Origin of the sequence: Mesorhizobium sp. M0166 (assembly GCF_040322255.1) — a bacterium.
Lineage (GTDB): Bacteria > Pseudomonadota > Alphaproteobacteria > Rhizobiales > Rhizobiaceae > Mesorhizobium.
On sequence record NZ_JAMYTD010000028.1, the window covers coordinates 1 to 23,514 of the forward strand.

General features: G+C 61.9%; 17 protein-coding genes. 10 read left to right on the top strand and 7 right to left on the bottom strand.

Annotated features, from left to right (window positions below; all coding sequences use genetic code 11):
- Positions 1–442: 442 nt before the first annotated feature.
- From NKJ46_RS24635 to NKJ46_RS24650, 4 genes are all read right to left on the bottom strand, one after another.
- Complete coding sequence (locus NKJ46_RS24635) at positions 443–835, bottom strand: GlcG/HbpS family heme-binding protein (protein ID WP_352668307.1); 393 nt, start codon at positions 833–835, stop codon at positions 443–445.
- Between the two features lie 47 nt (positions 836–882).
- On the bottom strand, positions 883–1,722 hold the full coding sequence (locus NKJ46_RS24640; RefSeq protein WP_352668309.1) for an enoyl-CoA hydratase/isomerase family protein: 840 nt from the start codon (positions 1,720–1,722) through the stop codon (positions 883–885).
- A gap of 856 nt (positions 1,723–2,578) precedes the next feature.
- On the bottom strand, positions 2,579–4,399 hold the full coding sequence (locus tag NKJ46_RS24645) for an ABC transporter ATP-binding protein/permease (protein ID WP_352668310.1): 1,821 nt from the start codon (positions 4,397–4,399) through the stop codon (positions 2,579–2,581).
- A gap of 139 nt (positions 4,400–4,538) precedes the next feature.
- On the bottom strand, positions 4,539–5,171 hold the full coding sequence (locus NKJ46_RS24650; protein ID WP_352668312.1) for a sensor histidine kinase: 633 nt from the start codon (positions 5,169–5,171) through the stop codon (positions 4,539–4,541).
- A 380-nt stretch (positions 5,172–5,551) separates the two neighbouring features.
- On the opposite strand from NKJ46_RS24650, the gene NKJ46_RS24655 reads away from it, so the two are divergent.
- The 3 genes from NKJ46_RS24655 (at position 5,552) to NKJ46_RS24665 (ending at position 7,138) form a co-directional block, all read left to right on the top strand.
- Positions 5,552–6,262 (top strand): SDR family NAD(P)-dependent oxidoreductase, encoded by a 711-nt coding sequence (locus NKJ46_RS24655; protein ID WP_352668314.1) that lies wholly within the window; start codon positions 5,552–5,554, stop codon positions 6,260–6,262.
- Positions 6,263–6,289: 27 nt separating this feature from the next.
- A complete protein-coding gene (locus NKJ46_RS24660) occupies positions 6,290–6,526 on the top strand; it encodes a tautomerase family protein (protein WP_027027091.1) in 237 nt (78 codons plus the stop codon).
- A gap of 156 nt (positions 6,527–6,682) precedes the next feature.
- A complete protein-coding gene (locus NKJ46_RS24665) occupies positions 6,683–7,138 on the top strand; it encodes a VOC family protein (protein ID WP_352668316.1) in 456 nt (151 codons plus the stop codon).
- Positions 7,139–7,701: 563 nt separating this feature from the next.
- On the opposite strand, the gene NKJ46_RS24670 is transcribed toward NKJ46_RS24665, so the two are convergent.
- On the bottom strand, positions 7,702–8,412 hold the full coding sequence (locus tag NKJ46_RS24670) for a substrate-binding periplasmic protein (protein WP_352668318.1): 711 nt from the start codon (positions 8,410–8,412) through the stop codon (positions 7,702–7,704).
- 347 nt (positions 8,413–8,759) lie between these two features.
- Here NKJ46_RS24670 and NKJ46_RS34845 point away from each other — a divergent pair, with 347 nt between their 5' ends.
- The 5 genes from NKJ46_RS34845 to NKJ46_RS24710 all read left to right on the top strand — a co-directional run bounded on the left by NKJ46_RS34845 (position 8,760) and on the right by NKJ46_RS24710 (position 15,987).
- Positions 8,760–10,511 carry a sensor histidine kinase gene (locus NKJ46_RS34845; RefSeq protein WP_502903449.1) on the top strand — a complete coding sequence of 584 codons (1,752 nt, stop codon included), beginning with the start codon at positions 8,760–8,762 and terminating at the stop codon, positions 10,509–10,511.
- 601 nt (positions 10,512–11,112) lie between these two features.
- Positions 11,113–12,309, top strand: a complete 1,197-nt coding sequence (locus tag NKJ46_RS24695) for a DUF932 domain-containing protein (protein ID WP_352668321.1) — start codon at positions 11,113–11,115, stop codon at positions 12,307–12,309.
- A 284-nt stretch (positions 12,310–12,593) separates the two neighbouring features.
- On the top strand, positions 12,594–14,744 hold the full coding sequence (locus NKJ46_RS24700; RefSeq protein ID WP_352668322.1) for a ParB/RepB/Spo0J family partition protein: 2,151 nt from the start codon (positions 12,594–12,596) through the stop codon (positions 14,742–14,744).
- 106 nt (positions 14,745–14,850) lie between these two features.
- Entirely contained in the window at positions 14,851–15,255 is a 405-nt protein-coding gene (locus NKJ46_RS24705) for a hypothetical protein (protein WP_352668323.1), read from the top strand.
- Positions 15,256–15,387: 132 nt separating this feature from the next.
- Positions 15,388–15,987 (top strand): DUF1419 domain-containing protein, encoded by a 600-nt coding sequence (locus NKJ46_RS24710; RefSeq protein ID WP_502903450.1) that lies wholly within the window; start codon positions 15,388–15,390, stop codon positions 15,985–15,987.
- Positions 15,988–16,146: 159 nt separating this feature from the next.
- Here NKJ46_RS24710 and NKJ46_RS24715 read toward each other — a convergent pair whose 3' ends face one another.
- A complete protein-coding gene (locus NKJ46_RS24715) occupies positions 16,147–16,605 on the bottom strand; it encodes a hypothetical protein (RefSeq protein ID WP_352668327.1) in 459 nt (152 codons plus the stop codon).
- A gap of 227 nt (positions 16,606–16,832) precedes the next feature.
- Here NKJ46_RS24715 and NKJ46_RS24720 point away from each other — a divergent pair, with 227 nt between their 5' ends.
- Positions 16,833–17,513, top strand: a complete 681-nt coding sequence (locus NKJ46_RS24720) for a transposase (RefSeq protein ID WP_352668329.1) — start codon at positions 16,833–16,835, stop codon at positions 17,511–17,513.
- 36 nt (positions 17,514–17,549) lie between these two features.
- Here NKJ46_RS24720 and NKJ46_RS24725 read toward each other — a convergent pair whose 3' ends face one another.
- Positions 17,550–18,743, bottom strand: a complete 1,194-nt coding sequence (locus tag NKJ46_RS24725) for a DUF1173 domain-containing protein (RefSeq protein WP_352668331.1) — start codon at positions 18,741–18,743, stop codon at positions 17,550–17,552.
- A gap of 184 nt (positions 18,744–18,927) precedes the next feature.
- On the opposite strand from NKJ46_RS24725, the gene NKJ46_RS24730 reads away from it, so the two are divergent.
- Positions 18,928–23,508, top strand: a complete 4,581-nt coding sequence (locus NKJ46_RS24730; protein ID WP_352668333.1) for a strawberry notch-like NTP hydrolase domain-containing protein — start codon at positions 18,928–18,930, stop codon at positions 23,506–23,508.
- The last annotated feature ends 6 nt before the right edge of the window (positions 23,509–23,514 follow it).

Below are 23,514 nucleotides of genomic sequence, written 5' to 3' on the forward strand. Positions count from 1 at the left end.
CTGGATATACGTCGCTCACATTCGCCTGCTCACCCGCAGGCTCGCAAGAAGTTGATATCAAAACACTCTTTTTGATTCAGGCTCTAAGGGCGCACCAGAGTTCACGGCCAGGAAGCTTCCGTCACCACAAAGTTGAGCTGAACATAATCGGCGTCGCTGACCGCTTGCGCTGTTCGGGTCAACTACGCTGCCGTCATTGAGTCCGCGCTGGGCCGTCGCTGTCATGCAGAGATGAACACGTCGGTGAACAATCCGGCGACTCCGGCGGCGATGTGACGGATCGCGTCTCGATCTCGACGGATGGATTCTCGACCGTGCGCCCCGGCGGACGAGTTGGCACATGCATTATTCCATCGACGATTGCACCTCGGGCACCGTTTCACGACTACACCATCGATCCCGGGGGGACCGGAGGCACGTGACGAATTCGCCGGCGGCGTAATCAGCGAACAGCGGCTTCAACGATGGCAACATCCTCTTCGGCCGTGCCGCCGCTGACGCCGACGCCCGCGTAAACTGTGCCGTCGTCGTCGACCAGGGGGATGCCGCCACCCATGGGGCAGAAGCGCCCGCCGCCCACCGTGGGCAGCGCATAGAGCGATTGCCCCGGCTGCACGAGCGGCAGGATGTCAGCCGTGCGCACGCGCACGAGGGCCGAGGTATACGCCTTTCGCTCGGAAATCTCGAGCGCGAAGACAGGCGCGCCGTTCATCCGGTGCTGGAGCACCAGATTGCCGTGGACGTCGATGATGCATACTGCGACCGGAACCTCGGCCTTTGTCGCTTCTGCCTCCACACGTTCGGCTAGCGCCTTCGCTTTCATGAGCAGATCCATAGGGCTCTTCCTTCTCTTGGGGGGACGGCGTCGCCATCGGCGGCGGTCTATCGCGGCGGCAATTCGCCCAGGTGAAAACCCAGCCGGTCCTCGACATCTCCAGGCGCCTGGAAACCTTTAGCGGTCAGCGCTTTGATCCCCTCCTGGGCGGCGGGTCGACCCAGCGATGCTATGCAAGCTTCCCAGCCGGCACCGAGCTCGACATCCGGAGTCAGGCTAGTGTTAACCAGACGCTTAGTCTGCGCGATCGCCCACTTGTCAAACCTCGAGATACGCGTAGCAAGCGCATCGACATAGGCGTCGAGCTCAGCGTCGGGCAGGGCCTTGTTCACGTAGCCATAAGCCTCGGCCAGTTCGCCGCGGATGTCCTCAGAGCTCAACAGCACCTCCATGGCGCGATTGCGGCCGATGAGGTGGGGCAGGCGGGCCATCGGTCCGCCGCCGGCGACCATGCCCACGCCGACTTCCCACTGGGAGATAATGGCCTTTTCCTTGCTTGCGAAAGCCATGTCGCAGGAAAGGGTGATCTCGCTGCCATTGCCCGTAGCACGACCGCGGATGAGCGCGATCGAGGCGACCGGCGCGCGTGTCAGCCGCACGAGGAAATCCGGCCAGGGCGGCAGCCCGGTCCGGCCCGGCGGCAGCGCGAGCATGTCGTCGATCCGCGCCTTGAAATCGGAGTGGTTAAGGAAGTAGCCGTCCACGCTGCTGTCGAACACCACGACCCGAACGTCATCGTCGGCCTCGATGGCGTCGATCAGATGCGTGAATTCTTGAACCATCTGCGGGCCCATGACGTTGAGCGGTGGGTTGTCGAACGTCACTCGCCAATAGGCGGGCGTCCGACGTGTCAGGCGAATCTGCGAGGTGATTGTCTTGGCGTCCACTGGACCCTCCTTCGGTGTTTGCATGCACGGTCCCCACAAAATGATGCACGGGCTTCTTGCCCGCGATTGGACGAACGTATTGCCAAGACCATGGTGTCGGCCTGGGAAGGTAAGGCCGACCGCTTGACGATCGGCCGACCGACTTTCGGACTCCAGCAGCGGCCGCGCCGCCTGTATTCACGCTGCGAACGTTTGCTGTAAAAGAGCTTCCCGGGTATGAGCCCGCACGGCTCCGATGGAACCCTGCTCAAAGGTGCTCACACAGGCACCGAGTCACAGCTGAGGGCAGCCGGCGGATCGCCATCGTCTTCATCCCGGCTTTCCCAGAGATTATCAGTCCCAGGAAAACTTCGGCGGATGAACGGCAAAACTTCGAAGTGGCACGATGTCAATCAGTCCTGCAACGACTAGCGCACAGAATTCTCGTCATCGGCCGCATCTTCGGCACCTTCCGGAAGTGAGTTGGAGATGGGCAGGCTAACGGACCGTCAGCGGCCGGCATCGGCAGAGTCGATGTCCCGATGTGATTGCAGCGCAGCAGCTTGTGCCGTGGGCCGATCCCGATCTCCCTGCCGCCCCCGAACCGACTGACCGCGTTGTCCCCGACATAGGATTGCCAGAGAAGGCCAGGCCTGGACCTTGGTTCCCGCTGACGTAAGGCGGCCGCCGTGAGTCTCGACGATCGAGCGGCTGACTGCAAGGCCAGCCCACGCCGTCAGGCTACTGCCGTAGAAGGCGGCGGACATTTGCGAGATGCTCTGGCGTGGTGCCTTGCGGGCACCCCGCACCATGAAGAGCACTTGGGGCCCCCCTTTCACCGCGATCACGGAAAAATAGGCTCCGTTTTGAATACGGCCTATCTCTTGCGGCGTGCGGCGACGGGCGGCGGCTCGATCGCGCCGGCCCTGACTCGGACCGGCTTCAGCGCCGGGGCGCCGGTATCCTTGACGATCGTCAAACCGCGCGAAAAGAACTGATCGTTGTGCTCGTCACGCCCGATGTTGATGATCGCGGATCCATTCAGATGCCTTTCCAGCATCGACAGCACGCGCCCCAACGAGGGTCCGTCGAACGCGTCCATGGCTTCGTCGATGATCACCCATTTCGGCTGCCGCAAGGCGAGCCTGGCCACGCCCAGCAAGCGCTGTTCGTCATCGCCCAACTCATGACCCCAGCGCCCGACGAGGTCGAGCGACGACGACAGCCGCTCAAGACCGACCTCGGCCAGCACCGCCGAAATGTCGGCGTCACTCGCCGGCGCATGCCCGTTCGCGTGATTGAGCACATCGCGCAGCGTGCCGGCCGGCAAATACGGCACCCGCGGCACGAAAATGAGGGTTTCTCCGGCCGGCAGGCCGATCTTGCCGCCGCCCCACGGCCACAGCCCGGCGATGGCGCGGAAGAACAGCGTCTTGCCGGCACCCGGCTCGCCGGTGATCATGACGCGTTCGCCGGGGCGGATTTCGACATGCTGGTCGGAGAGTTTGGTACAGCCCTCCGGCGAGGCCACTTGAAGCTTCTCGAACGTCAGGTTGCCATTGGCGTTTTGATCGAAGGTGATGCGCTTTTCGGTGTCGTGCAGCACATCGGTTTCATTGAGCGCGATGCGGAAGTCAGCGACACGCATCAACGTAGCGCGCCAATCGGCGATGCTGCCGATGTTGTTGATGAACCAGCGCAACGAAGAATGAACCTGGTTGAAGGCGCCGACCGCCATCATCAGCCCGCCAAAGCTGATATCGCCCGAGAAATAGACTGGCGAGGCGACCAGGATCGGCGCCACGACAGTGATCCAGCCATAAGTATCGGTCACCCAGGAAAGGTTGATCTGCGCGGTATAGATGCGCCGCATGGCGCCCAGCACTGTGCCAAGGTCGAGTTCGAGCGGCCGCCTGGCATCGGCCTCGCCATGGTACAGCGCGATGGCATCGACATTCTCGTTGACGCGCACCATCGAGGAGCGCAGCTCGGCTTCGCGGGTGTAGCGGTCGCTGTTCAGGCTGATCAGCGGCCGCCCGACCAGCCAACTCAGCCAGGAGGCGGTTCCGGCATAGAGGAACGCAGCCCAGACCATGTAGCCCGGTATGGCGAGCGACCAGCCGTCGACGTGGAAGACGAAGCCCGAAGACAGTTCCCAGAGCACACCGACAAACGACACGAGCAGGATGACCGACTGTAGCAGCCCGACACCGAGGTCGGTCGACAGGTCCGAGAGGTGCGCCGCATCCTGCTGCATGCGCTGGTCGGGATTGACGCCGATGGCGCCCGCATTGGCCAACCGAAAGGCCCGCGCCGGCCGCATCCACTGGTCGATCAGGTCCAGCGTCAGCGCTTCGCGCAGCTTCAGCCGGATCATCTGGTTGAGCCAGGTCTGGCCAATATTGAGCACCAGCAGCCCGCCGGCGATCATCGCAAAGATTAGCAACTGGTGCAGGAAGGCCGCCATGTCGCGGCGCGCCAGCGCGTCATAGAAAGGCTGGTTCCAGCGGTTCAGCAGGACCTGACCGATCGATGTCGCGACAATGACGGCCATGATGCCGACCGACGTCCACAGCAACCATTTGCGAACCGGCGAACCCACCAGCGCCTGCTTGATCGTGGCCACCTGATCACGCAGGCTGCGGGCTTCGACAGCCACCAGCTGAACGGCGGCCTGATTGTCCAGTTGATCAGCCATGCCAGAAGTCCTTGCGTTCAGATGCGATGCTGAAACCGGATGAAGAGAGCCGCCGCCACTCACCTAGCCCGTGAGCCCAGCACGACAGATAGGTCCAAGAAATACCGGGCGAGGCAAGTCGCGACTCCGGATGCAGGAGCTAAGGTGTGATCACCGGGAAGCGCACACCCGCAAATGATCCGCACTGGGTAAATTTCCATTCCACGATGCCGCCGAGTTCTGCGGTCAGCCCGCGTATCAACCGCCGCCCACGACCCTCGGACAGATCAGAGGCCGGGCATCCGTTGTCGCAGACGACACACGAGACGCTGCTGCCATTCCTGTTCAGCGTGACGCGGATAGAACCTCGGCCATCCTTTAGACTATGACGTGCCGCGTTCCGGATCAGTTCGGAGATGATCAGACCGACGCGCCAGCATCGCGCGGGGTCGAGCTGGATTTCATCCGTAGCAACGGTCAGTCGAATGCCTTGCTCGCTCAGGGACGCGCGCGACAGGCTGGAACACAGCGTCCCAACATGATGACCGAGGTCGATGTATTCCTCAGTGATCGGTACGAGAAGCGATCGATGTGCCTCAGCCATCGCCTGCAGACGGTCCACCGCGCGCCTCAACGCCGGCTCCGCCGTCACATCCATTAGTGACGCGGCAGACGACAGGATCGCTATCGCTTCAGTATATTCGTCGATCACCCGGTGACTGATCTCTTCAGCCAGATGCAATGCCACCGGCTGGCAGGATCCGAGTGATGGATTCGCAAATCCAGTCGGCATGGCCAAATCCTCCGGTAAACCGCCCGCCGCGAGACTTCCCTCTCGACGTTCCCACAAGACAACAGCAGACCTGGGCGAAACCTTCCATTGCACCAAGGTGTCGGCGGTACTTAAGACGGAGGTGCGCCGCGCGGGTTTGCGCTTTAAGCATCGGCAGGCGAGCCCGTGCCGCCAAATAATCAACAATCTCCGTCAGCTATTGACCTGCGCTTTGGAGGCTCCGCTGATCATCGATATTGTGCGACGTGTCCCGGTATAACCACCGATACCAAAGTGTGCGCGACACCATTGGATAATGGTTCGAGGCCTCGATTGTCAGCATGTAGACGGGGCAGGTCTGGCGTAGCCGGGTCGGTGCGCGGACATCCATCGAGGTTATCATGGAAACTGAACAGAAAGTCGTCGTCATCACCGGCGCGTCGCAGGGCATTGGCGCAGCTCTGGTTGAGGCCTATCTCGGCCGGAACTATCGCGTCGTTGCCACCTCGCGTTCTATGAAGCCTTCCGATAGATCGGACGTGCTCGCGATCACAGGAGATATCGGCGACCCCGCTACGGGGCCGAAGGTGGTTGAGCAAACACTCCAGCGCTTCGGACGGATCGATACGCTGATAAACAACGCCGGCGTCTTCCTTGCCGGCCGTTTCACGAATTACTCGCCGGAGGACTACACCCGTCTGGTCGCGACCAACCTGACCGGTTTCTTCTTCATTACCCAGGCCGTGATCGCCGCAATGGAACGCCAAGGCAGCGGCCATGTCGTCAACGTCACCACCAGCCTGGTGAAGCAGGCCAACTCGAAGGTGCCATCGGTGCTCGCGTCCCTAACAAAGGGCGGGGTCGACGCGGCAACTAGGAGTCTGGCGATCGAATATGCCGGCAGTGGAATCCGGGTGAATGCTGTGTCGCCTGGCGTCATCAGGACGCCCATGCACGAACCAGAGACATACGAGGCGCTGGCGGCGCTGCATCCGATGGGGCGGCTGGGCGAGATTTCCGACATTGTCGGCGCGGTCATGTATTTGGAGAATGCCCCTTTCGTGACGGGGGAAACGCTTCATGTCGACGGCGGCCAAAGCGCTGGCCACTGATTCAGCTGGTCACAAGGGAGAATTTTCATGCCTATCGTTACCGTCCAGCTCACGCGCGAGGGCACGGAACCTGGAGTGGATCATGTTACAGCGGAGCAGAAAGCAGCCATCTACAAGGGCATGAGCGAGGTACTGCTCGACGTCCTCGGCAAGCCGCTGGACTGGACCTGGGTCGTGTTTGAGGAAGTGGAGATGGAGAATTGGGGTTGGGGCGGGATGCCAGTCGGCGAATACCGCAAGCTGTTGGCGGCAAGGGGCGGGTGAGCCTCATTGCGTCCCAGAACGCAACTGCCGCGCCGGCTCAGAGACGGATCGATGACAAAGGCCAACTTAAAGCCCGAGCCGACAAGCCACGTTAGAACCTGTGAGCCGCGCGCCACGGCGGCTCGCGACCGGAACCTGTCTGACTAGGAGTCACGGATGACCCAAGTGCGAGTTGAGGATAAAGTCTATACGATGCCCCCGCAGGACGGATTTACCGTCGCGCATTTTTTGACAGTTGCCGACATCGAACGCTCGGCACGATTCTATGAGAAGGTCTTCGGAGGCCGCATCCTGAGCCTGGGTGATAGCAGTGGCGCGCCGGGATACATCCAGATCGCCAATACGTGGCTCATCGTCAACATCGGGGGCGGCCCCACACCTGACAAACCGTCGGTGACGCTCGGTGTTCCCCCCGATCCCGATTCACTCAGCAGCTTCATGAACATCCGCGTTGATGACATCCACGGCTGCTATGAACACTGGCAAGCCCGGGGCGCTGAATTCATCACGGAGCCGATGGAAAAGTACGGCGAGACTCGCTGCTACATTCGCGATCCAGACGGCTACATCATCGAAGTGGGTCAGAGCAAGCCGGCTGTCGTTTACGGTTAGCCCTGGAAGGACCCATAGTCCGCAACGATCCGCTTTTCACTGTAGAAACAGCGCACCGCACTAGAATCGCTCAACGCGCGTTGGAGCAAATCAGGGACTATTTCCGTATATCGTCTCAAAAGGGTCGACATCCCGCCGCGCTGCCGTTGCCCGGCCGAAGGACTAGACGCGAATCGAAATGCTGGAGGATGCCGGTCTGCTAAGCAAGGCGCGACTGCTGGCTGAGAACCTGCCGGCCCTTCCAGGCGAAAAAGAGGGGGAGGGCGATGCAGCCCGAAATCAAAGAGGCGGCGGAGCGCGTTTCGGGCAGTGGCTCCGAGCGCAGCCACGGTTGAGGAGCCGACTGGCGACTTTCTTCCGCGGAGCCTTGAGATCCTGGGGAACCCGCGAATTGGCGCACATGGATTGCCGACGTCAACGTAGAGCACAATAAAGGCCACGAGCCGACTCTTCCTACGCGAAGGCGCTTTCGGGATAGAGCCGGCAGGCCTTCTCCTCGAGCCAGGCCTCGGCCTCGGCTAAGATGCTGAGTCGCTCATCGCGGAAAATCGGTCGGGAGGACGTTACGGGAAATATTTTCGGTAGATCGCCTGGAACGCCTCGGTCTGCTTGAACTGCTTCAAAGCGCTCGAGAAGGCGTCGACGAAAGCGGGCGAAACACGCGCCTTGGTGAAGCAGACATAAACATTTTCTTCCGCCACGCTACGGGACAATAGTGGCTCGATCTTTCCGGATAATCCCATCTTCGTGATCTCACTCATCGCGTAGGCGAGGCTCGCGACCGCATAATCGACGCGGCCGGCTGCCAGCATGCGGAGGCCGACGGGGGTGCCGTTGGTTGCGACCATGTTGTGATGCTGGCGCAAGAAGCTCCACAACTCGGGCGACACGGTCGGTTGTTCAGATACCTCTACCTGGGGGACTGCTTCCCGGATAGCGACGTCGTGTCCAATCAGATCGTCGAAAGACGTGAACTTCAGCTTCCCGATGTCGGCCGTGCGCACGAACAGGACCCACTTATCTTGGATTAACGGCTCGTCAGAGAAGGAGCAGAACCGCTCTCCCTCGCTGGTTCGAAATGTGGCGACCATTCCGTCGCGCTCGCCGCGGACCACCATCATCCAAGCGCGCTTCGTGGGGAAGCGCTCGAAGGAGACGTCCCGTCCCAGGCCGGCGAAGACCTGCCTGAGGACTTCGCCCCCTAATCCCGGCAACTTGTCATTCTCGTAAAGAGTCAAATAATCATCGTTGACGAGCCGCAACGGGTCCGCCAACAACGGTCGTCCGCTGAGCGCCCAGGTAACAACGATAGTCCCGCATAGCAAGCGCCTGAAACCGGCCGATCTAGCCATTTGCGGGCATCCCTTGCATTCCACATTCGCACGATAGTGTAGAAACGCGATCTATGCGATGGTAGAGGTCTCCATCTCGCGCGAGCCGAGCCTAGCAGTCGTACTAACATGAATTGTGCGAGCTTGCGTCGCGAGGGTAAGTTTTGCAATCTGAATCGATATACGCCAGCACGGGCGGCAGCAAATCCGATCGCGAATCGTCGAAGCTGAGGCGCAGCGCGTCTGCTTGGCGCTTGTTGCCAGACCTTCTCCGCGGCATAGGCGGGCGCTTGCTTGTTCGCGTCGTCTTCTTCAGCTCGGTGATCACGCTGATTCTGACATTGGCGCAGCTTTACCTCGACTATCGCAGCGACGTCCAAGCAATAGATCAAAAGATGTCCGAGATTGACAGCAGCTATCGGCAAAGTCTTAGCGAAGGGCTCTGGGAGATGGACGGGCGCCAGCTTCAATTGCAGGTCGAGGGGATTCTTCGCTTGCCTAATATCCGCTACGTCGAACTGCGTGAGGCCACCGATCAAGCTGCCCCCCTCGTCGTAACCGCCGGCTCCCACCAGGCCAATCCACCCGAGCGGCACGAACTCAGAATTTATTATTCCAAACGCGACGCCAAGCAGTTGCTTGGCATTCTCATGGTCGAAGCCACGTACGACCAGATCTATCGCCAGCTTCTTAACACCGCGGCGACAATCCTGGTCGGTCAGGCGATAAAGACGTTCCTGGTTTCCTTTTTCATCCTCCTTACTGTCCACCGGCTGATCACACGTCACCTCACCGCGATAGGAACGTCGCTCAAGGGATACGATCTTCGCGGTTCGCGGGCACCGCTTCGACTCGAGCGGCGTCCGCCTCGGCCAAGCGACGAGCTTGACTTTCTCGTCGGGGCATTCAACCAGATGTGGACAGGGCTGCAACAAGCGTATGACGACCTGCAGCTCCAGGTTGGATTGCTGCAGCGGCTTCCGGTATCCGCTTGGACGCTCAAACCCGATGGGACGCCGGATTTCGTGAACCAAGTCTGGCTGGAATTTGCGGGTCAGACCCTCGACTTCGTCCAGTCGCATCCCGAGGCCTGGATGACTGCGATCCACCCCGATGATCGAGAGATGGGGGTCAAGAGCTTTTGGGATGGGGTACATTCGGGGCAGGATTTCGCAATGGAAACCCGGTCTCTCCGCGCTCGGGACGGGGCATATCGTTGGCATCTCCAACAAGCCGTGGTCTTGCGCGATTCCGAGGGGAAACTCCTCAGATTCGTCGGTACGACAACCGATATCGACGACCTGAAGCGGACCGAAGAAGCCTTGCGCCAAGCGCAGAGCGATCTTGCTCGCATTAATCGGGTGACAACCATGGGAGAGCTGGCAGCATCCCTTGCGCATGAAGTCAGTCAACCGATCACCGGTGCCCTCACCAATGCCAATGTCTGCCTCCGGGGACTCGATCACGACCAACCCGATCTCGACCAACTGCGCGCGGCTGTCACCAGAATGGTAAGAGATGCACAACGTGCCGCCGAAATTCTGAGACGGATACGCTCACAATTCGAAAGGGGCAACCTGGATCGGGAGGTTCTCGATGTAAATGAGATCAATCGAGGAACCGTGGCCCTCTTGCGCGACCAGGCAGCGCGATACAACATATCGGTACGAACGGAGCTGGCGACCGATCTTCCTCAGATCGCTGGAGATCGCGTGCAATTGCAGCAGGTCGCGATGAACCTGATCGTCAACAGCATCGAAGCGATGAAGAACTTCGAAGGAATACGAGAGGTCGTCGTCAAGTCGCAGCGTGTCGAAAACGATATTCTTGTTTCTGTCAGCGATACCGGCCCAGGGTTCCCGCAGGAACTCGCGGAACAGATATTCGACCCGTTCTTTACAACGAAACCGGACGGAACGGGCATGGGGCTTCGCGTCGCCCGTTCAATCATCGAGTCGCATGGTGGGCGCATGTGGGCGATCGGTTCCCACGGGAACGGCGCAACCTTTCACCTGAGCCTACCCGCCGCGATTTCAGGTTAATTATGAACCAGCCTGTGTGCAGCGGTTGGTAATGAGTCCGCTTGCTTCCCACGCTCATTAACGTCGGTGCCGGACAGCAATGCCTCTCGAGCAAGCTGGAGGCCGGAAAAGCATGGGAGTACCGTTAGTACGAAGTCCAGCCCGGCGGCAGCCGCCGCCGCTTCGACTTGGCGCTCGGAACGTCCGAGAACCATCCGAACGAAACGTCGGAAAAAAAGCGGCCGTCACAAAAAAGACCGTCAGCGCTACCTGCCTAACTGACGGCCGTTTGATTTCGGCAGGTATCCCCTTCAAAAAGAAGTGCCAAGGCCATTTTGGCGCGACGAGGCGCCAAAAACGCAGCTGCCAGAAAGGCGGCGTGAACCGCAGGGCTTGTGGAGACGCCGAACGGGAAATGGACAGCGGCACCTAGCAGCTGGCGTGAGGCGGGTCACGGATGCCCGAGCCTTCTCTCCTGGTGTCAGCCTTGGCGCGGCCGCTGCCGCAGTGCCGACGCTTCCAGTGGCGCGCGGATGCCGGGAGAGGAAGAGGGCGGGCGGGCCGCGGCGGCGGGTGAAGGTCCGGGAGAGAGTCTCCCGGCGCCCGCCGAGGAGCGACACCCATGACCCAGATGGAAATTCACACGCCCAAGCGCAACGAGCGTGCCGGTTACAAGGTCGACGTCAGCCGCGGCCAGCGCATCAGCCGCGTGTCGTCAGAATGGTTCAACCGGCCGGCGGACGAGCGATACCTGTCGCTCACCGACCTTCGGAATTCGGTGAAGGCCCGGTCGGAGCGCAGCAAGACCCGCATCGTTGAAAGTGAGCTGATCCGCGTCGAGGCCAGCCGCGACGATCCGGAACGCCTGAGACTAATGCTGCCCGATGCGCCTGCCCCAGTTGCGCCCACGCATTGGAGTTTCGGCCAACTCGCCAGCCTGGTAGGCGCGCCGGCCACCTATCTGCGCCAGCTTCCGGCCCCGCTCGCGGCGATCAACCTTCAGCACGGTCTCCTCAACCAGCGCGCCGAGCAGGTGAAGACGCTGGAAATCGAGAACGGACGCCTCGAGCTGCGAGCGGTAACAGGTCCGGACTACGGCAGAATATTTGACTCAGAGCTGGTGGACGCCGTGCAAACGATTGCCGGCAACGGTACCGGCGACACGCGCTGGAAAGTGCCCGGCGTGCTCGACTGGTCAACGGGAATCTACAATCCGCACGTCGATATCTCCAGCGACACCACGACGCTCTACGCCTCTGATCGCGATGTCTTCGTGTTCCTCGTCGATGATCTGAACCCGATCGAGGCCGGGCGGCTGCCGAATGGCGAACCGGATCTTTATTTCCGCGGCTTCTACTGCTGGAATTCCGAAGTCGGAGCCCGCACCCTCGGGATTGCCAGCTTCTATCTACGCGCAGTGTGCCAGAATCGTAATTTATGGGGCGTTGAAGATTTCGAGGAAATCACCATCCGCCACTCAAAATACGCGGCCTCCCGTTTCGCCCTGGAAGCCGAGCCGGCGCTGATCCAGTTTGCCGATTCCTCGCCCATGCCATTCGTCAACGGCATCAAGACGGCGCGGCAACGGATTGTTGCCAGAGACGACGAAGATCGCCAGGGTTTCCTGCGCAAACGCGGCTTCTCTAAGTCCGAGACCACAAAGATCATCGATACTGTTCTCATGGAGGAAGGCAGACCACCGGAATCGATTTTTGATTTCGTGCAGGGCATCACGCGGGTCGCGCGCGACAAGCCTCATCAGGATGCCCGCCTGGACATGGAGGGCAAAGCCAAGAAGCTTCTCGACTTCGCCGCCTGATCCTGGAGGCCGGCAACGAAAACTCTCGTCGCCGGCCTGCCTCCGGGCCGTCTCCATCAATCCCAGCGCGGTCCTTCGAAGCAAGACGGCGGCGATTTTTTTCGTGGGAGAACCCGGTGAAGCCAACATGCTGGTGGCCCCTCCCGGCGGCTTGGTCGCGTCGAGATCCGCGAGCCGGGGCCGGGTCGGCGTGAGGCCTGGAGGCAGAGGGGGGAGGGGAGGGTTCTGACGGGCTTGGAGGTTCGGGGAGAGGCCCCGGGCCGCCCGTCATGGAGAACCTGACCATGGCAAAGAACGCCATTCAGAAGATCGCGATGAACGCCGCGGAGAATATTCCCTATGACAAGCTAATGTTGTCGCAGAAAAATGTTCGGCGCATCAAGGACGGCGTGTCGATCGAGCAGCTGGCCGAAGACATCGGACGGCGAAAGCTGATCCAGAGCCTGAACGTCCGTCCCGTGCTCGACGGTGAGGGCGAGGAGACCGGCACGTTCGAGGTGCCCGCCGGCGGGCGGCGTTATCTGGCGCTCGGCATCCTCATCAAGCAAAAGCGCCTGGCCAAGAACGAGCCAATCCCCTGCATCGTCAACCGCGGGCAGGAGACCTCGGCCGAGGAGGACTCTCTTGCTGAAAACCTGCGGCGCGCCGACCTGCACCCGCTCGATCAGTTTCGGGCCTTCAAGACGCTCAGCGATCAGGGCCTCGATCCGGACGAGATTGGCGCCCGCTTTTTCGTGTCGCCGGCCACAGTGAGACAGCGTCTGCGGCTGGCATCGGTATCGCCAAAGCTTCTCGAGCTCTACGAGAAGGACGAAATCCGGCTCGAGCAAATCATGGCGTTTTCGATCTCCGACGATCACGCGCGCCAGGAACAGGTCTGGGAGCGGATTTCCAGCTCGCACATGCACGAACCATACTACATCAGGCGTCTGCTGACGGAGACGACGGTGCGGGCCGATGATCGCCGTGCCGTCTATGTCGGTGCCAAAGCCTATGAGGCTGCGGGCGGGGTCATCCTTCGCGATCTGTTCGAGCAGGATCCCGGCGGCTGGTTCCAGGATGCCGCACTCCTCGAGCAGCTTGTCTTCGACAGGCTGAAGGTGGATGCCGAGGTGATCCGCGCCGAAGGCTGGAAATGGGTCGAGGCCGCGATCAGCTTTCCCTATGGCCACACCTCCGGCATGCGGCGCTTCTACGCCGAGGCGCAAGAGCTCAGCGCCGAGGAGATCGAACGCTACGACGCGCTGAAGGCCGAATACGACAAGCTGGATGCGGACTATGCCAAGGCCGAGGATGCCGATGAAGCAATCGAGGCGAAGCTCGACCAGTTGGGTTCCGAGCTCGATGCGATCGATGATCGTCCTCAAAGCTACGATCCCGCACAGAAGGCCATCGCCGGTGTGTTCGTCACGCTTGCCGCGAACGGTACGCTCCAGGTCGATGCCGGTTTCGTGCGGTCCGAGGACGAGCCGCGGACCGAAACCGGCGACCTCGATGAGGGAGAGGAACAGGGCGCCGACGGCGGAACCCGAACCAATGGCGACGACGATGGCGATGGTGTTGTCGTCAACGGAAAACCGGTGCACGACACCTCTGGCGATGACGGCGAGGACGATGGCATAAAGCCACTGCCCGATCGGCTCGTCTTCGACCTGACCGCGCAGCGGACGCTGGCACTGCGCAACGCGCTCGCCGGTGACGTCGACATCGCCTTCGTCGCCGCACTCCATGCCTTCGTCCTGCAGGTCTTCTATCGCTTCGCGCCGGACACGTGCCTGGAGATCAGCCTGAAGAGCGGCAGCTTCAGCCAAGTCGACGGTCTTGCCGAGACATCCTGGGCCAAGGAGATCGTCGAGCGGCACGAAGCCTGGGACCGCGATTTGCCCGATGAAGCGGATGGCCTGTGGAACTTCCTTCTCGGCCTCGACGAAGCAAGCCGCAAGGCGCTGTTCGCGCACTGCGTCTCGCTGACCCTCAATGCGGTGGTCGAACCCTGGAACAGGCGAGCGAAGGCGCTCGAGCATGCAGACGTGCTTGGCCGCTCGCTCCAGTTCGACATGGTCGACGCTGGCTGGACGCCTACGGTCGAGTTCCTCGGGCGGCTCACCAAGGCGCGGATCCTGCAGGCAGTCCGTGAAGCTCGTGGCGCAGACTCCGCGCAACTGATCGACCACATGAAGAAGGACATCATGGCGCGTGAGGCCGCCCGTCTTCTCGAAGGATCGAGCTGGCTTCCAGAGCCGCTGCGCCTTGAGGTCGATGAAGTTGCTACCGATGCTGGCGACGCGGTCGCTGGCGATATGTCGGACGAGGCGGCTCTCGACGGCGATGCCTCCGAGCTTCCGGCCTTTCTCGCCGACGATGCGGATCCGTCCTCCGATGAGCCGGTGACCATGGACGGCGACGAAACGGACAACCTCCAGGCCGCCGAATAATCGGCCCCACGCTCGCCCCGGGGCCCGGCATTCCCGCCGGGCCCAACCCAGTTCCACTCACTCTCGAGCCCGGGATCGCCATCGCGACCCCGGGCGCTTGCGTTTCATGGAGATCGACATGTTCGACTGGAACAGAAGCTGCTCCTACGACGAGCAGCAGAAGAGACGTTTCCACACCACAGCCCGTTCACGCCTGAAGAAACTTGCCGCTGAATTAAACCTGCCATCGGGCAGCTATGACCTGCGCTCAAACAAGGCGGGCATCGCCGTTTGCGGTGAAATTACCTTGCACCATGACCACACCTACATCCAGGTCGGCCAGTTCGGTTTGTCCTCAGGTCACGGTATCCTGATCCGCACCTGCAAGGGCCGTAAGGACTACACCGGCGGGGCCAACCACTTCGTTGCGCTCGGCATGCTTGACGACATCCCGGCGCTCGCCGCCGCCGTCCGTGCCATCACCGGGGTTGGTCGAGACGCTTCGCGTTCCTCCGAACGACGCGCCGCCTGAACCCCTGCAAACCCCATTATCGCCGATGGATGCGCCGGCCGCAGGCTCGGCCCGTCGCCAGCCACAACACACCAGGCAGTTGCCATGGCGCGGTGATGCCGCGCGTGGCCGACCTGCGTTCAGGAGAACCCCATGACCGCACATCCACCGTTCAGGAAGGTGCTCGACGGCGTCGCCACCCGCGAGCAGATGTTCCAACTGTTCAGCCGTCACAAAGACACTCCCGGCATCGATCCGCTTTCCGGCACTCCCTATTCAGCCGAGTGGTTCGAGATCAACGCGTCAGAATATTACTTCATGCTCGATTTGCTGCCGCCGCTCTTCATGCGCACCGGCATGTTCGGAATGTCTGAGTATAAGGCCGGCAACGTGACCAGCGTATTCTTCGCGATTCGGGTTCGGGGCCGCGAGCGCTGGTTTCACGGCTTCTGCGATCTCACGGATCGGCAGTCGCCAGACAAGATGCGCGCCGCCATCATCGCCCACGAGACCGGCGCGAGCGACAGCATGACCCGCTCGGAAAAGCTCGAGGCGATCTGGACCATAACCCCCGTCGAACTCAGGGGGACCGCCCGCAACGCAGACCCCGAGACCGGGTGGGCCGAACATCGCGGCAAACGCACCATTCTCGTCAACGCCGGAAAGCATGATGCTGCCTTCAAGCTGCTCGATGATCTGTCGGATCTCGAGATCGACGAGTTCCTGTCCAAAGTGCGATTGCATCGGAGCTGACGACCGCGCCTCGACGGCGAAACCTCTCCATCAGGGCGACCGACTTTCGCTCAATGGATGCACCCGCATACGACCCATCCTCAAGCTGTTGAGACATGCGAGACCGTATGGCCAACTGCCCCGAGGAAATAAGCATCCGGCCCCCAGAAAAACGTCTGCTCAGTGCCCGCCACGCGGGAGGTATCCGGCATTGCGTAAAGCGCCGATGAACAGGCTGGCCGGGCCGGCGATACTCGTCCTGGCCTGCGTCGCGAGCGGCAGCGTGTTCCAGTACTCCAACGGAGCGATAAAGCTGGAGAAGGTGCCATTGACCATGCAATGGCTGGTCAACAAGCCCTGCCTATCCAGCACCAGGACCCCTGTCTGATTGCTTGGATACCGGATAGCGGCGACGCGCTGAAGTTCCATGTCGCCATCGATGCGCAAATTGAAAAGCACGACGCCCTGGCTTCTGTGGGCGACTTCCGCGACTTTTTCCGCGAAAGGAACAGAAAGCGCACGAACGCTGTCGACCGCCATCCCGAAAACAAGCGCGTCCAGCTCATCCGCCGCCATGAGAAGATTAGTTCCCAAGAAAATTGGGATTGCAATCGCTCCAGCCGGATTGTGCACAGTCATCCCACACCGCCGGCTAGACGCCTGAGCATCGCGTGTACGATGCAGCTCTCTCTGTTGGCGTGTTTGCCCGCGTTGATTGAGCCGATTGCCCAAGGCCCATGACACACCGCTTGCTCGTTGCGGGGTTTCTCCGATAAAGCACGGCGAGTTCGATAAGATACGTCGGGTACCAGCTAACACGGGCAGCGACTTGGCTTGCAAGACATGCTCACATCAAGGAACAGACTATGAAGCGCCAGATCCGGCCATTCATCGTGGAAATGAAACAGAAGCGCGGCCTGCCAAAGCGAAGTCATTCGATATGGGGCGATCTTGACCTGTCCAATATTGCCACGGAGATGACGCAGCCGGCTCATGCTGCTCAGCTTCCAAAGTCCCAGGTCATTGACTTCAGTATAAGACCCCTTGATGCTGAAGAAGGGGACAAACCACAAGCGGAGTGTATGATGGCCGATTTTCAGGACGCTCAGACTGTTCAGACGACAGGAGCCCCAGCCAAAGTGGAAGTGCCTGAATCCAAGAAGAAAGTTCCGCGAGCAAAGAAAGCGAAGGCAGAGCTCGTAAAGCCGGTCCGCAAGAACGGAGCGAAACCTACACCCCAGGCGGCGGAAGCTCCCGTGGCAGCGAAGGCCCGCAAGACATATTCCGAGAATGAACGCGCCCAGAAGCTTGCCCAGATCGAGAAATCGATCGCTGGCGGCGCGACCAGCAAGATTGCGGTTGGCCAGGCCGGCATATCCGAGCAGACCTACTATTATTGGAAGAGGGCTGCCGCACCTTCTTCAGACAGCGGCGATCTCCGTGATCTTGTCGCGCTCGAAGAAGAGAACAAGCGCCTCAAGAGCCTGCTTGCCGACCGTCTGCGCAAGGAAAATGCCGAGCTCAAGAAGAAGCTGGGCCTGGCCTAAGGCATACTGAAGCAGCCACGGAAATTCCGCCGACACTCAAGGCGGTAGCGGCGGCATATCGCCTTCGCCGACCCGCCACACCCAGGAGCCGATCTCCGGTCGCGCGGCGATCATTTCGTCGAGCGACACTTCGAAGTTCTGGTCCGCTCCGGCCGGAACGACAAAGAGCGCGATCGGCTCGTCCCTGGTCTGAAGCAACGCATTGGCGATCGGCTGGTCGGGTTGCAGGTCAAAGCGCAATCCCTTCACGCTCTTCTCGCGAAGGCGGGCGAGCCCATCGACGAGCCTTTTCTCCGGGACAGTCTCGTAGGGAATCCAGTTCTCGGACACCACCATCAACGCGACCTCCTCGACAATGGCGAGGCCGGCCGGGTTCAGTCCGAACGTCGCGATCGTCATGAGATGCGAGCTGGAATCCGCTGCCCACAGCGACAATTCTTTTTCAAAATGCGCCTGCAAGCGGCGATGCAATGCATCGTCGATGATGAAGGGAAAACCGGGCAGGTGCCTGATGACGAGTTTCTGACCGGAGCGGGCGGGCACGATCTCCTTCACTTCGCCGACCAGGACGAGCAACTTTCGTGGACCTGATTTCGGCGGGAGCGCCGTGCCGAGAACCGCGTTGCGACGCTGCTCGATGGCTTGCCTGTTCTCGGCCCGAAACGGCTCGGGCACGAACAGGGTATCGGCGAGTGGTCCGCCCCTCACTGTCATTTGCCCGGCAGCCTCGAGGAGATGCCAGCGGACATTCCACCAATGCCGTTTGCCGGCCCACCTCGATGTCCAGACCGTCAGTTCAGCCTCGTGCCAGAGATAATGAAGCAGGCCACGCAGCGACATTCTCCTGGGATCGGCGGTTACGCTGGCGGAACTTTGCCCCGCAGGCACCGATGCCGCGCGGCTCCCCGTCTTCGACAGGCTGAAGTCCAACTTGAGGGCGGCCAAGCCGTTTTGCGGATCGAGCTGTATCGCGCTGCCCATCAAGGCGCCCAGCCCGGACAGTTCGTAAGGTGATTCATAGGAATCACAGGACGGATCATGCCCGCCGCCGCTGAGCGGCATGCGCTTGATCAGATGAAGGTCGCCGATGCGGGCGATGTACATCGGGCAGCCTGGCTCGCGGCACAGGCATAGCGGACGCTCGGTGCGGGCATAGGCGTTCGCCAGCGCCGCCTGCAGGTCAGGCGCTCCCTCCTCGTAGACCGCACTGCCAATTCTGAACCGTCGCATCACCTCCGCAGCTCCAGGTCGCCGCCGCATCCCTGTGCGCGCATTCAAGTCATGGCTTTGCGCAGAGTGCAACCCGTTTGGTGCATCGGCGCCAGAGGCAGAGGGGAGCGGGAGGCGTGCGGCCCAGCTGGCGCGGAGAGAGTGCCGGCGCGGGCGCCACTCCCCTCTCGCGAAGGACATTTCCATGAACATTGTTTCGCCCACACCGGCCGTTGCCCGGACTGCTGCTCCCCTCGACGCGCCGACGCCTGCCTCCATCAACAACGCCCAGGCAATCCATCAGGCGGGAACGCTGCTTTTGCCTTTCCTAGAACAGGGCGAGCCTGTCACCACCGCCGCACTGCGCACCGCCATGACGACCAGTTTTGGCGGCAGCGATGCGCAAGGGTTGTGGGTCTGGAAGGACGCCTATGAAGCGCTCGAAGTTGCCCAGGTGCTGTTTTTGCGCCGGTTCGGCCCTGCGATCCTGTCGCGGTCGACCACGCCGCAGGCAACGCTGGCGATGATTAAGCGCATTGCCGAACTACTTCCCACCCATACGCGACGGTCCGACGAGAGCCAGGCCCTGCAGCAGCTCTCCACACCCTTGCCGCTGGCCTTCGTCACAGCGTACGCCGCGGCGATCGCATCTTGCGACCTCGTTCTCGAACCCTCGGCCGGCACCGGTCTGCTCGCCGTCCATGCCGCGATAGCGCGCGCCTCGATCGCCCTCAACGAGCTTGCCGCGACGCGGGCCGATCTGCTCGGCCTGCTGTTTCCACGGTTTTCCGTCTCGCGGCACGACGCCACCCATATCGACGATCATCTCGACTCGGCCATGGAGCCGTCCGTCGTGCTGATGAATCCACCCTTCAGCGTCGGCGCTTATGTCGACGGCCATATCGCCGATGCGGCACTGCGGCACCTCTCTTCCGCATTCGCACGCCTGCGTTCGGGCGGACGCCTCGTTGCCATCACCGGCACCAGCCTGTCTCCCGAAAACCCCAAATGGCGGCTCGCCTTCGAACGCCTGCAGCAGCAGGGCACGGTCATCTTCACCGCAGCGATCGACGGCCGTGTCTACGCCCGCCATGGGACGACGGCCGAGACCCGCCTGACAATTATTGACAAGGTACCGGCCACCGACCAAACCGGCTTCATCCCATCGCCCGGCAAGGCCACAGATGTCGAAACGCTGCTCTCCTGGATCACGGATCTGCCGCCCCGGACACCGGGTGGCTTTCCCGATTCGATCGGTGCATTGTCCGGCGACATGCTGCGCAATGCCGCCATGCACATGGGCGGCCGATCGGGAGCGAGAGCCGCACCCCTCGCTGTCTCAACGGCTGCTGCGAAGGCCATCCAATCGGTCCGTCCGATTGCGCGGCCGAAGCCCACTCGCCAGGAGTTGGCAAACAGCACGCTGGCGGTCCCCCTCGCCTATGAGCTGCGCGACTGGATGCCGGAACAGGGCGGCCGGCTCACCGACACGATCTACGAACCCTACGCGATCCAGTCGATCCACATTCCCCGCGCCAAGCCGCATCCGACGCCGCTCGTGCAGTCGGCTGCCATGGCCGCCGTCGCGCCGCCGAAGCCATCCTATCGGCCGCTTCTTCCTGATGCGATCATCGACGAGGGCCTGCTGTCGGACGCCCAGCTCGAAAGCGTCATCTATGCCGGCGAAGCCCATTGCGGCCATCTCACCGGCGCCTGGACGGTTGACGAGACCTGCGATGTCGTCTCCGCCGCGCCAGAAGGTGCTGCGAACGCTGTGCGCTTCCGCCGTGGATGGTTTTTGGGTGACGGAACGGGCTGCGGCAAGGGACGGCAAGTCGCCGGCATTATCCTCGACAATTGGCTGCAGGGCCGCCGCCGTGCGATCTGGATTTCCAAGTCCGACAAATTGCTGGAAGACGCCCAGCGCGATTGGGCAGCACTTGGCCAGGAACAACTCCTCGTCCAGCCGCTCTCACGTTATCGGCAGGGCACGCCGATCCGCCTTGCCGAAGGCATCCTGTTCACGACCTACGCAACCCTGCGCTCGCAGGAACGGGAGGGCAAGAAATCCCGGATCGCCCAGATCCTTGACTGGGTGGGCCAAGAGGCGGGGAGGGCCGACGGCCCGATGGGGAACAGAGGAAACTTGGCGGGGAGGCCCGAAAGCCCGACGGGGATTAAAGAAAGCCAGACAGGGATTGGAGAAAACCCGTCGGGGGCGAAAAAATCTTTCGACGGCGTCATCGTCTTCGACGAGGCCCACGCCATGGCCAACGCCGCTGGCAGCAAAAGCGAGCGTGGCGACGTCGCGCCCTCGCAACAGGGCAAGGCAGGCCTGCGGCTGCAGCATGCACTGCCTGACGCCCGCATCGTCTATGTCTCGGCCACTGGCGCGACCGCCGTCGAGAACCTCGCCTATGCGCAGCGCCTCGGCATCTGGGGCAGCGAGGATTTTCCATTCGCCAACCGCGCCGAGTTCGTCGCGGCAATCGAAGACGGCGGTGTCGCGGCGATGGAAGTGCTCGCCCGCGATCTCAAATCGCTCGGTCTCTATACGGCCCGTTCGCTCTCCTATGACGGTGTCGAATACGACCTCCTCGAGCACGCGCTGACCGAGGAGCAGATCCGCATCTACAACGCCTATGCCGATGCCTTCCAGGTCATCCACAACAACCTGACCGCCGCACTCGAGGCCACCAACATCACCGGTGAGTCCGGCACACTGAACCGCAACGCAAAATCGGCGGCGCGCTCAGCCTTTGAAAGTACCAAGCAACGTTTTTTCTCACATTTGATCACCTCGATGATGACGCCGACGCTGATCGGCGCGATCGAGCGGGACCTCGCCGACGGCCATGCGGCCGTTGTGCAGATCGTCTCGACCGGCGAAGCGCTGATGGAACGGCGGCTTGCCGAGATCCCGACCGAGGAATGGTCGGACCTGCATGTCGACGTGACGCCGCGCGAGTATGTCGGCGGGTACTTGCTGCACTCCTTCCCGACGCAGTTGTTCGAGGAATATTCGGACGCCGAAGGCAACCTCTATTCGCGGCCCGTCCACGACGAAGATGGCAACCCGGTTCAATGCCGGGAGGCGGTTCGCCGGCGCGACGAGATGATCGAGAAGCTTGCGTCCCTGCCACCGGTGGGCAGCGCCCTCGACCAGATCATCCATCACTTCGGCACCGACACCGTTGCCGAGGTGACCGGCCGCTCGCGGCGCATCGTAAAGAAGACCGGCCGCGATGGTATCGACCGGCTTGCCGTCGAGAACCGCCCGGGCTCGGCCAATCTCGCCGAGACCCAGAGTTTCATGGATGACGACAAGCGCGTACTGATTTTTTCGGACGCCGGCGGTACCGGCCGTTCGTATCACGCCGATCTCGGGGTCAGGAACCAGAGGCTGCGCAAGCACTATCTGCTTGAGGCCGGCTGGCGCGCCGACAACGCCATCCAGGGTCTCGGACGGACCCACCGCACAAATCAGAAGCAACCGCCGCTGTTCCGGCCCATGGCCGCCAATGTGAAGGCCGGCAAGCGCTTCCTGTCGACGATCGCACGACGGCTCGACACGCTGGGCGCGATCACGCGCGGCCAGCGCCAGACCGGCGGGGCAGGGCTGTTCCGTGCCGAGGACAATCTCGAAAGCCCCTATGCCCGCGCAGCCCTGCGGCAGTTCTATTATCTGCTGCACCAGGGCAAGATCGAGGGCCGCTCGCTCACGACCTTCGAGACCGTGACCGGGCTGTCGCTGACGACCGACGAGGGCGGGCTACGCGACGAACTGCCGCCGATCACGACCTGGCTCAATCGCCTGCTGGCGTTGCGCATCGAAACCCAGAATCTGCTGTTCGAGGTGTTCGAGCAGCTGATGGCGGGAAGAATAGAAGGCGCCATCGCCGCCGGAAACTACGACAAGGGCCTGGAGACCATCACGGCGGAAAGCATCGTCGTCACCGATCGCCGCAACGTCTACGCGCACCCGGTCTCCGGCGCGCAGTCGCATGTGCTGACCGTCGCGCGCAAGGACCGTATCAGGCCGCTCGGCCTCGTCGACGCGCTGGCCATCGTACGGGCGGAGCCCCAATCGGTTCTGCTCGTCAACTCGCGCTCGAGCCGTACAGCCATACAGCTTCCGACGGCGAGCCTCATGCTCGACGATGGCGCGATAGAGCATCGCGTGCGCCTGCTGCGGCCGACGGACGAGCTGCGCTTCGGCCTCGACGCCCTTGCCGAAACCCACTGGCAGCCGGCCGACCGAAAACTGTTCTGCGACCTGTGGCAGGCAGAAGTCGCTGCCGTCCCGGAGTTCACCACCAGCACCTTTCACATCGTGACGGGTTTGCTATTGCCGATCTGGCGTCGGCTGCCGGACCATGATTGTCAGGTCTACCGGATCCAGACCGATGCCGGCGAACGCATCATCGGCCGTCACATCGCGCCGACGCTTGTCGCGACCATGTTCCGCAATCTGGGGCTCGGCGTTGTACCCAAGCTCGCGCCGGAAGATGCCTGGACCGGGCTTGTCGACGGACGGATCGGACTGCAACTCGCCGATGGCCTGATCCTGCGCCGCAGCCGCGTCATGAATGACTACCGTGTCGAGCTGATTGGCTTCACCGACGCCATGGTTCCGCGGCTGAAGGCGCTGGGGCTGATCTCCGAGATCATCTCCTGGAAGCTGAGGTTGTTCATCCCGACGGCCGCGCAAGGCTCAGCCATCCTCGCCTCGCTCCTTGATCGCCATGCGATCATCGGGCTCACCGAACGTAGCGCAGCGGCTTGAGGGGAG

What these genes read in the sequence shown, in the direction of transcription:
- NKJ46_RS24720 (WP_352668329.1), top strand. Translation starts at nt 16,833, where the DNA reads ATGAAGCGCCAGATCCGGCCATTCATCGTGGAAATGAAACAGAAGCGC.
- NKJ46_RS24655 (WP_352668314.1), top strand. Translation starts at nt 5,552, where the DNA reads ATGGAAACTGAACAGAAAGTCGTCGTCATCACCGGCGCGTCGCAGGGC.
- NKJ46_RS24635 (WP_352668307.1), bottom strand. Translation starts at nt 835, where the DNA reads ATGGATCTGCTCATGAAAGCGAAGGCGCTAGCCGAACGTGTGGAGGCA.
- NKJ46_RS24705 (WP_352668323.1), top strand. Translation starts at nt 14,851, where the DNA reads ATGGAGATCGACATGTTCGACTGGAACAGAAGCTGCTCCTACGACGAG.
- NKJ46_RS24730 (WP_352668333.1), top strand. Translation starts at nt 18,928, where the DNA reads ATGAACATTGTTTCGCCCACACCGGCCGTTGCCCGGACTGCTGCTCCC.
- NKJ46_RS24665 (WP_352668316.1), top strand. Translation starts at nt 6,683, where the DNA reads ATGACCCAAGTGCGAGTTGAGGATAAAGTCTATACGATGCCCCCGCAG.
- NKJ46_RS24725 (WP_352668331.1), bottom strand. Translation starts at nt 18,743, where the DNA reads ATGCGACGGTTCAGAATTGGCAGTGCGGTCTACGAGGAGGGAGCGCCT.
- NKJ46_RS24710 (WP_502903450.1), top strand. Translation starts at nt 15,388, where the DNA reads ATGACCGCACATCCACCGTTCAGGAAGGTGCTCGACGGCGTCGCCACC.
- NKJ46_RS24645 (WP_352668310.1), bottom strand. Translation starts at nt 4,399, where the DNA reads ATGGCTGATCAACTGGACAATCAGGCCGCCGTTCAGCTGGTGGCTGTC.
- NKJ46_RS24660 (WP_027027091.1), top strand. Translation starts at nt 6,290, where the DNA reads ATGCCTATCGTTACCGTCCAGCTCACGCGCGAGGGCACGGAACCTGGA.
- NKJ46_RS24700 (WP_352668322.1), top strand. Translation starts at nt 12,594, where the DNA reads ATGGCAAAGAACGCCATTCAGAAGATCGCGATGAACGCCGCGGAGAAT.
- NKJ46_RS24650 (WP_352668312.1), bottom strand. Translation starts at nt 5,171, where the DNA reads ATGCCGACTGGATTTGCGAATCCATCACTCGGATCCTGCCAGCCGGTG.
- NKJ46_RS24715 (WP_352668327.1), bottom strand. Translation starts at nt 16,605, where the DNA reads ATGACTGTGCACAATCCGGCTGGAGCGATTGCAATCCCAATTTTCTTG.
- NKJ46_RS24695 (WP_352668321.1), top strand. Translation starts at nt 11,113, where the DNA reads ATGACCCAGATGGAAATTCACACGCCCAAGCGCAACGAGCGTGCCGGT.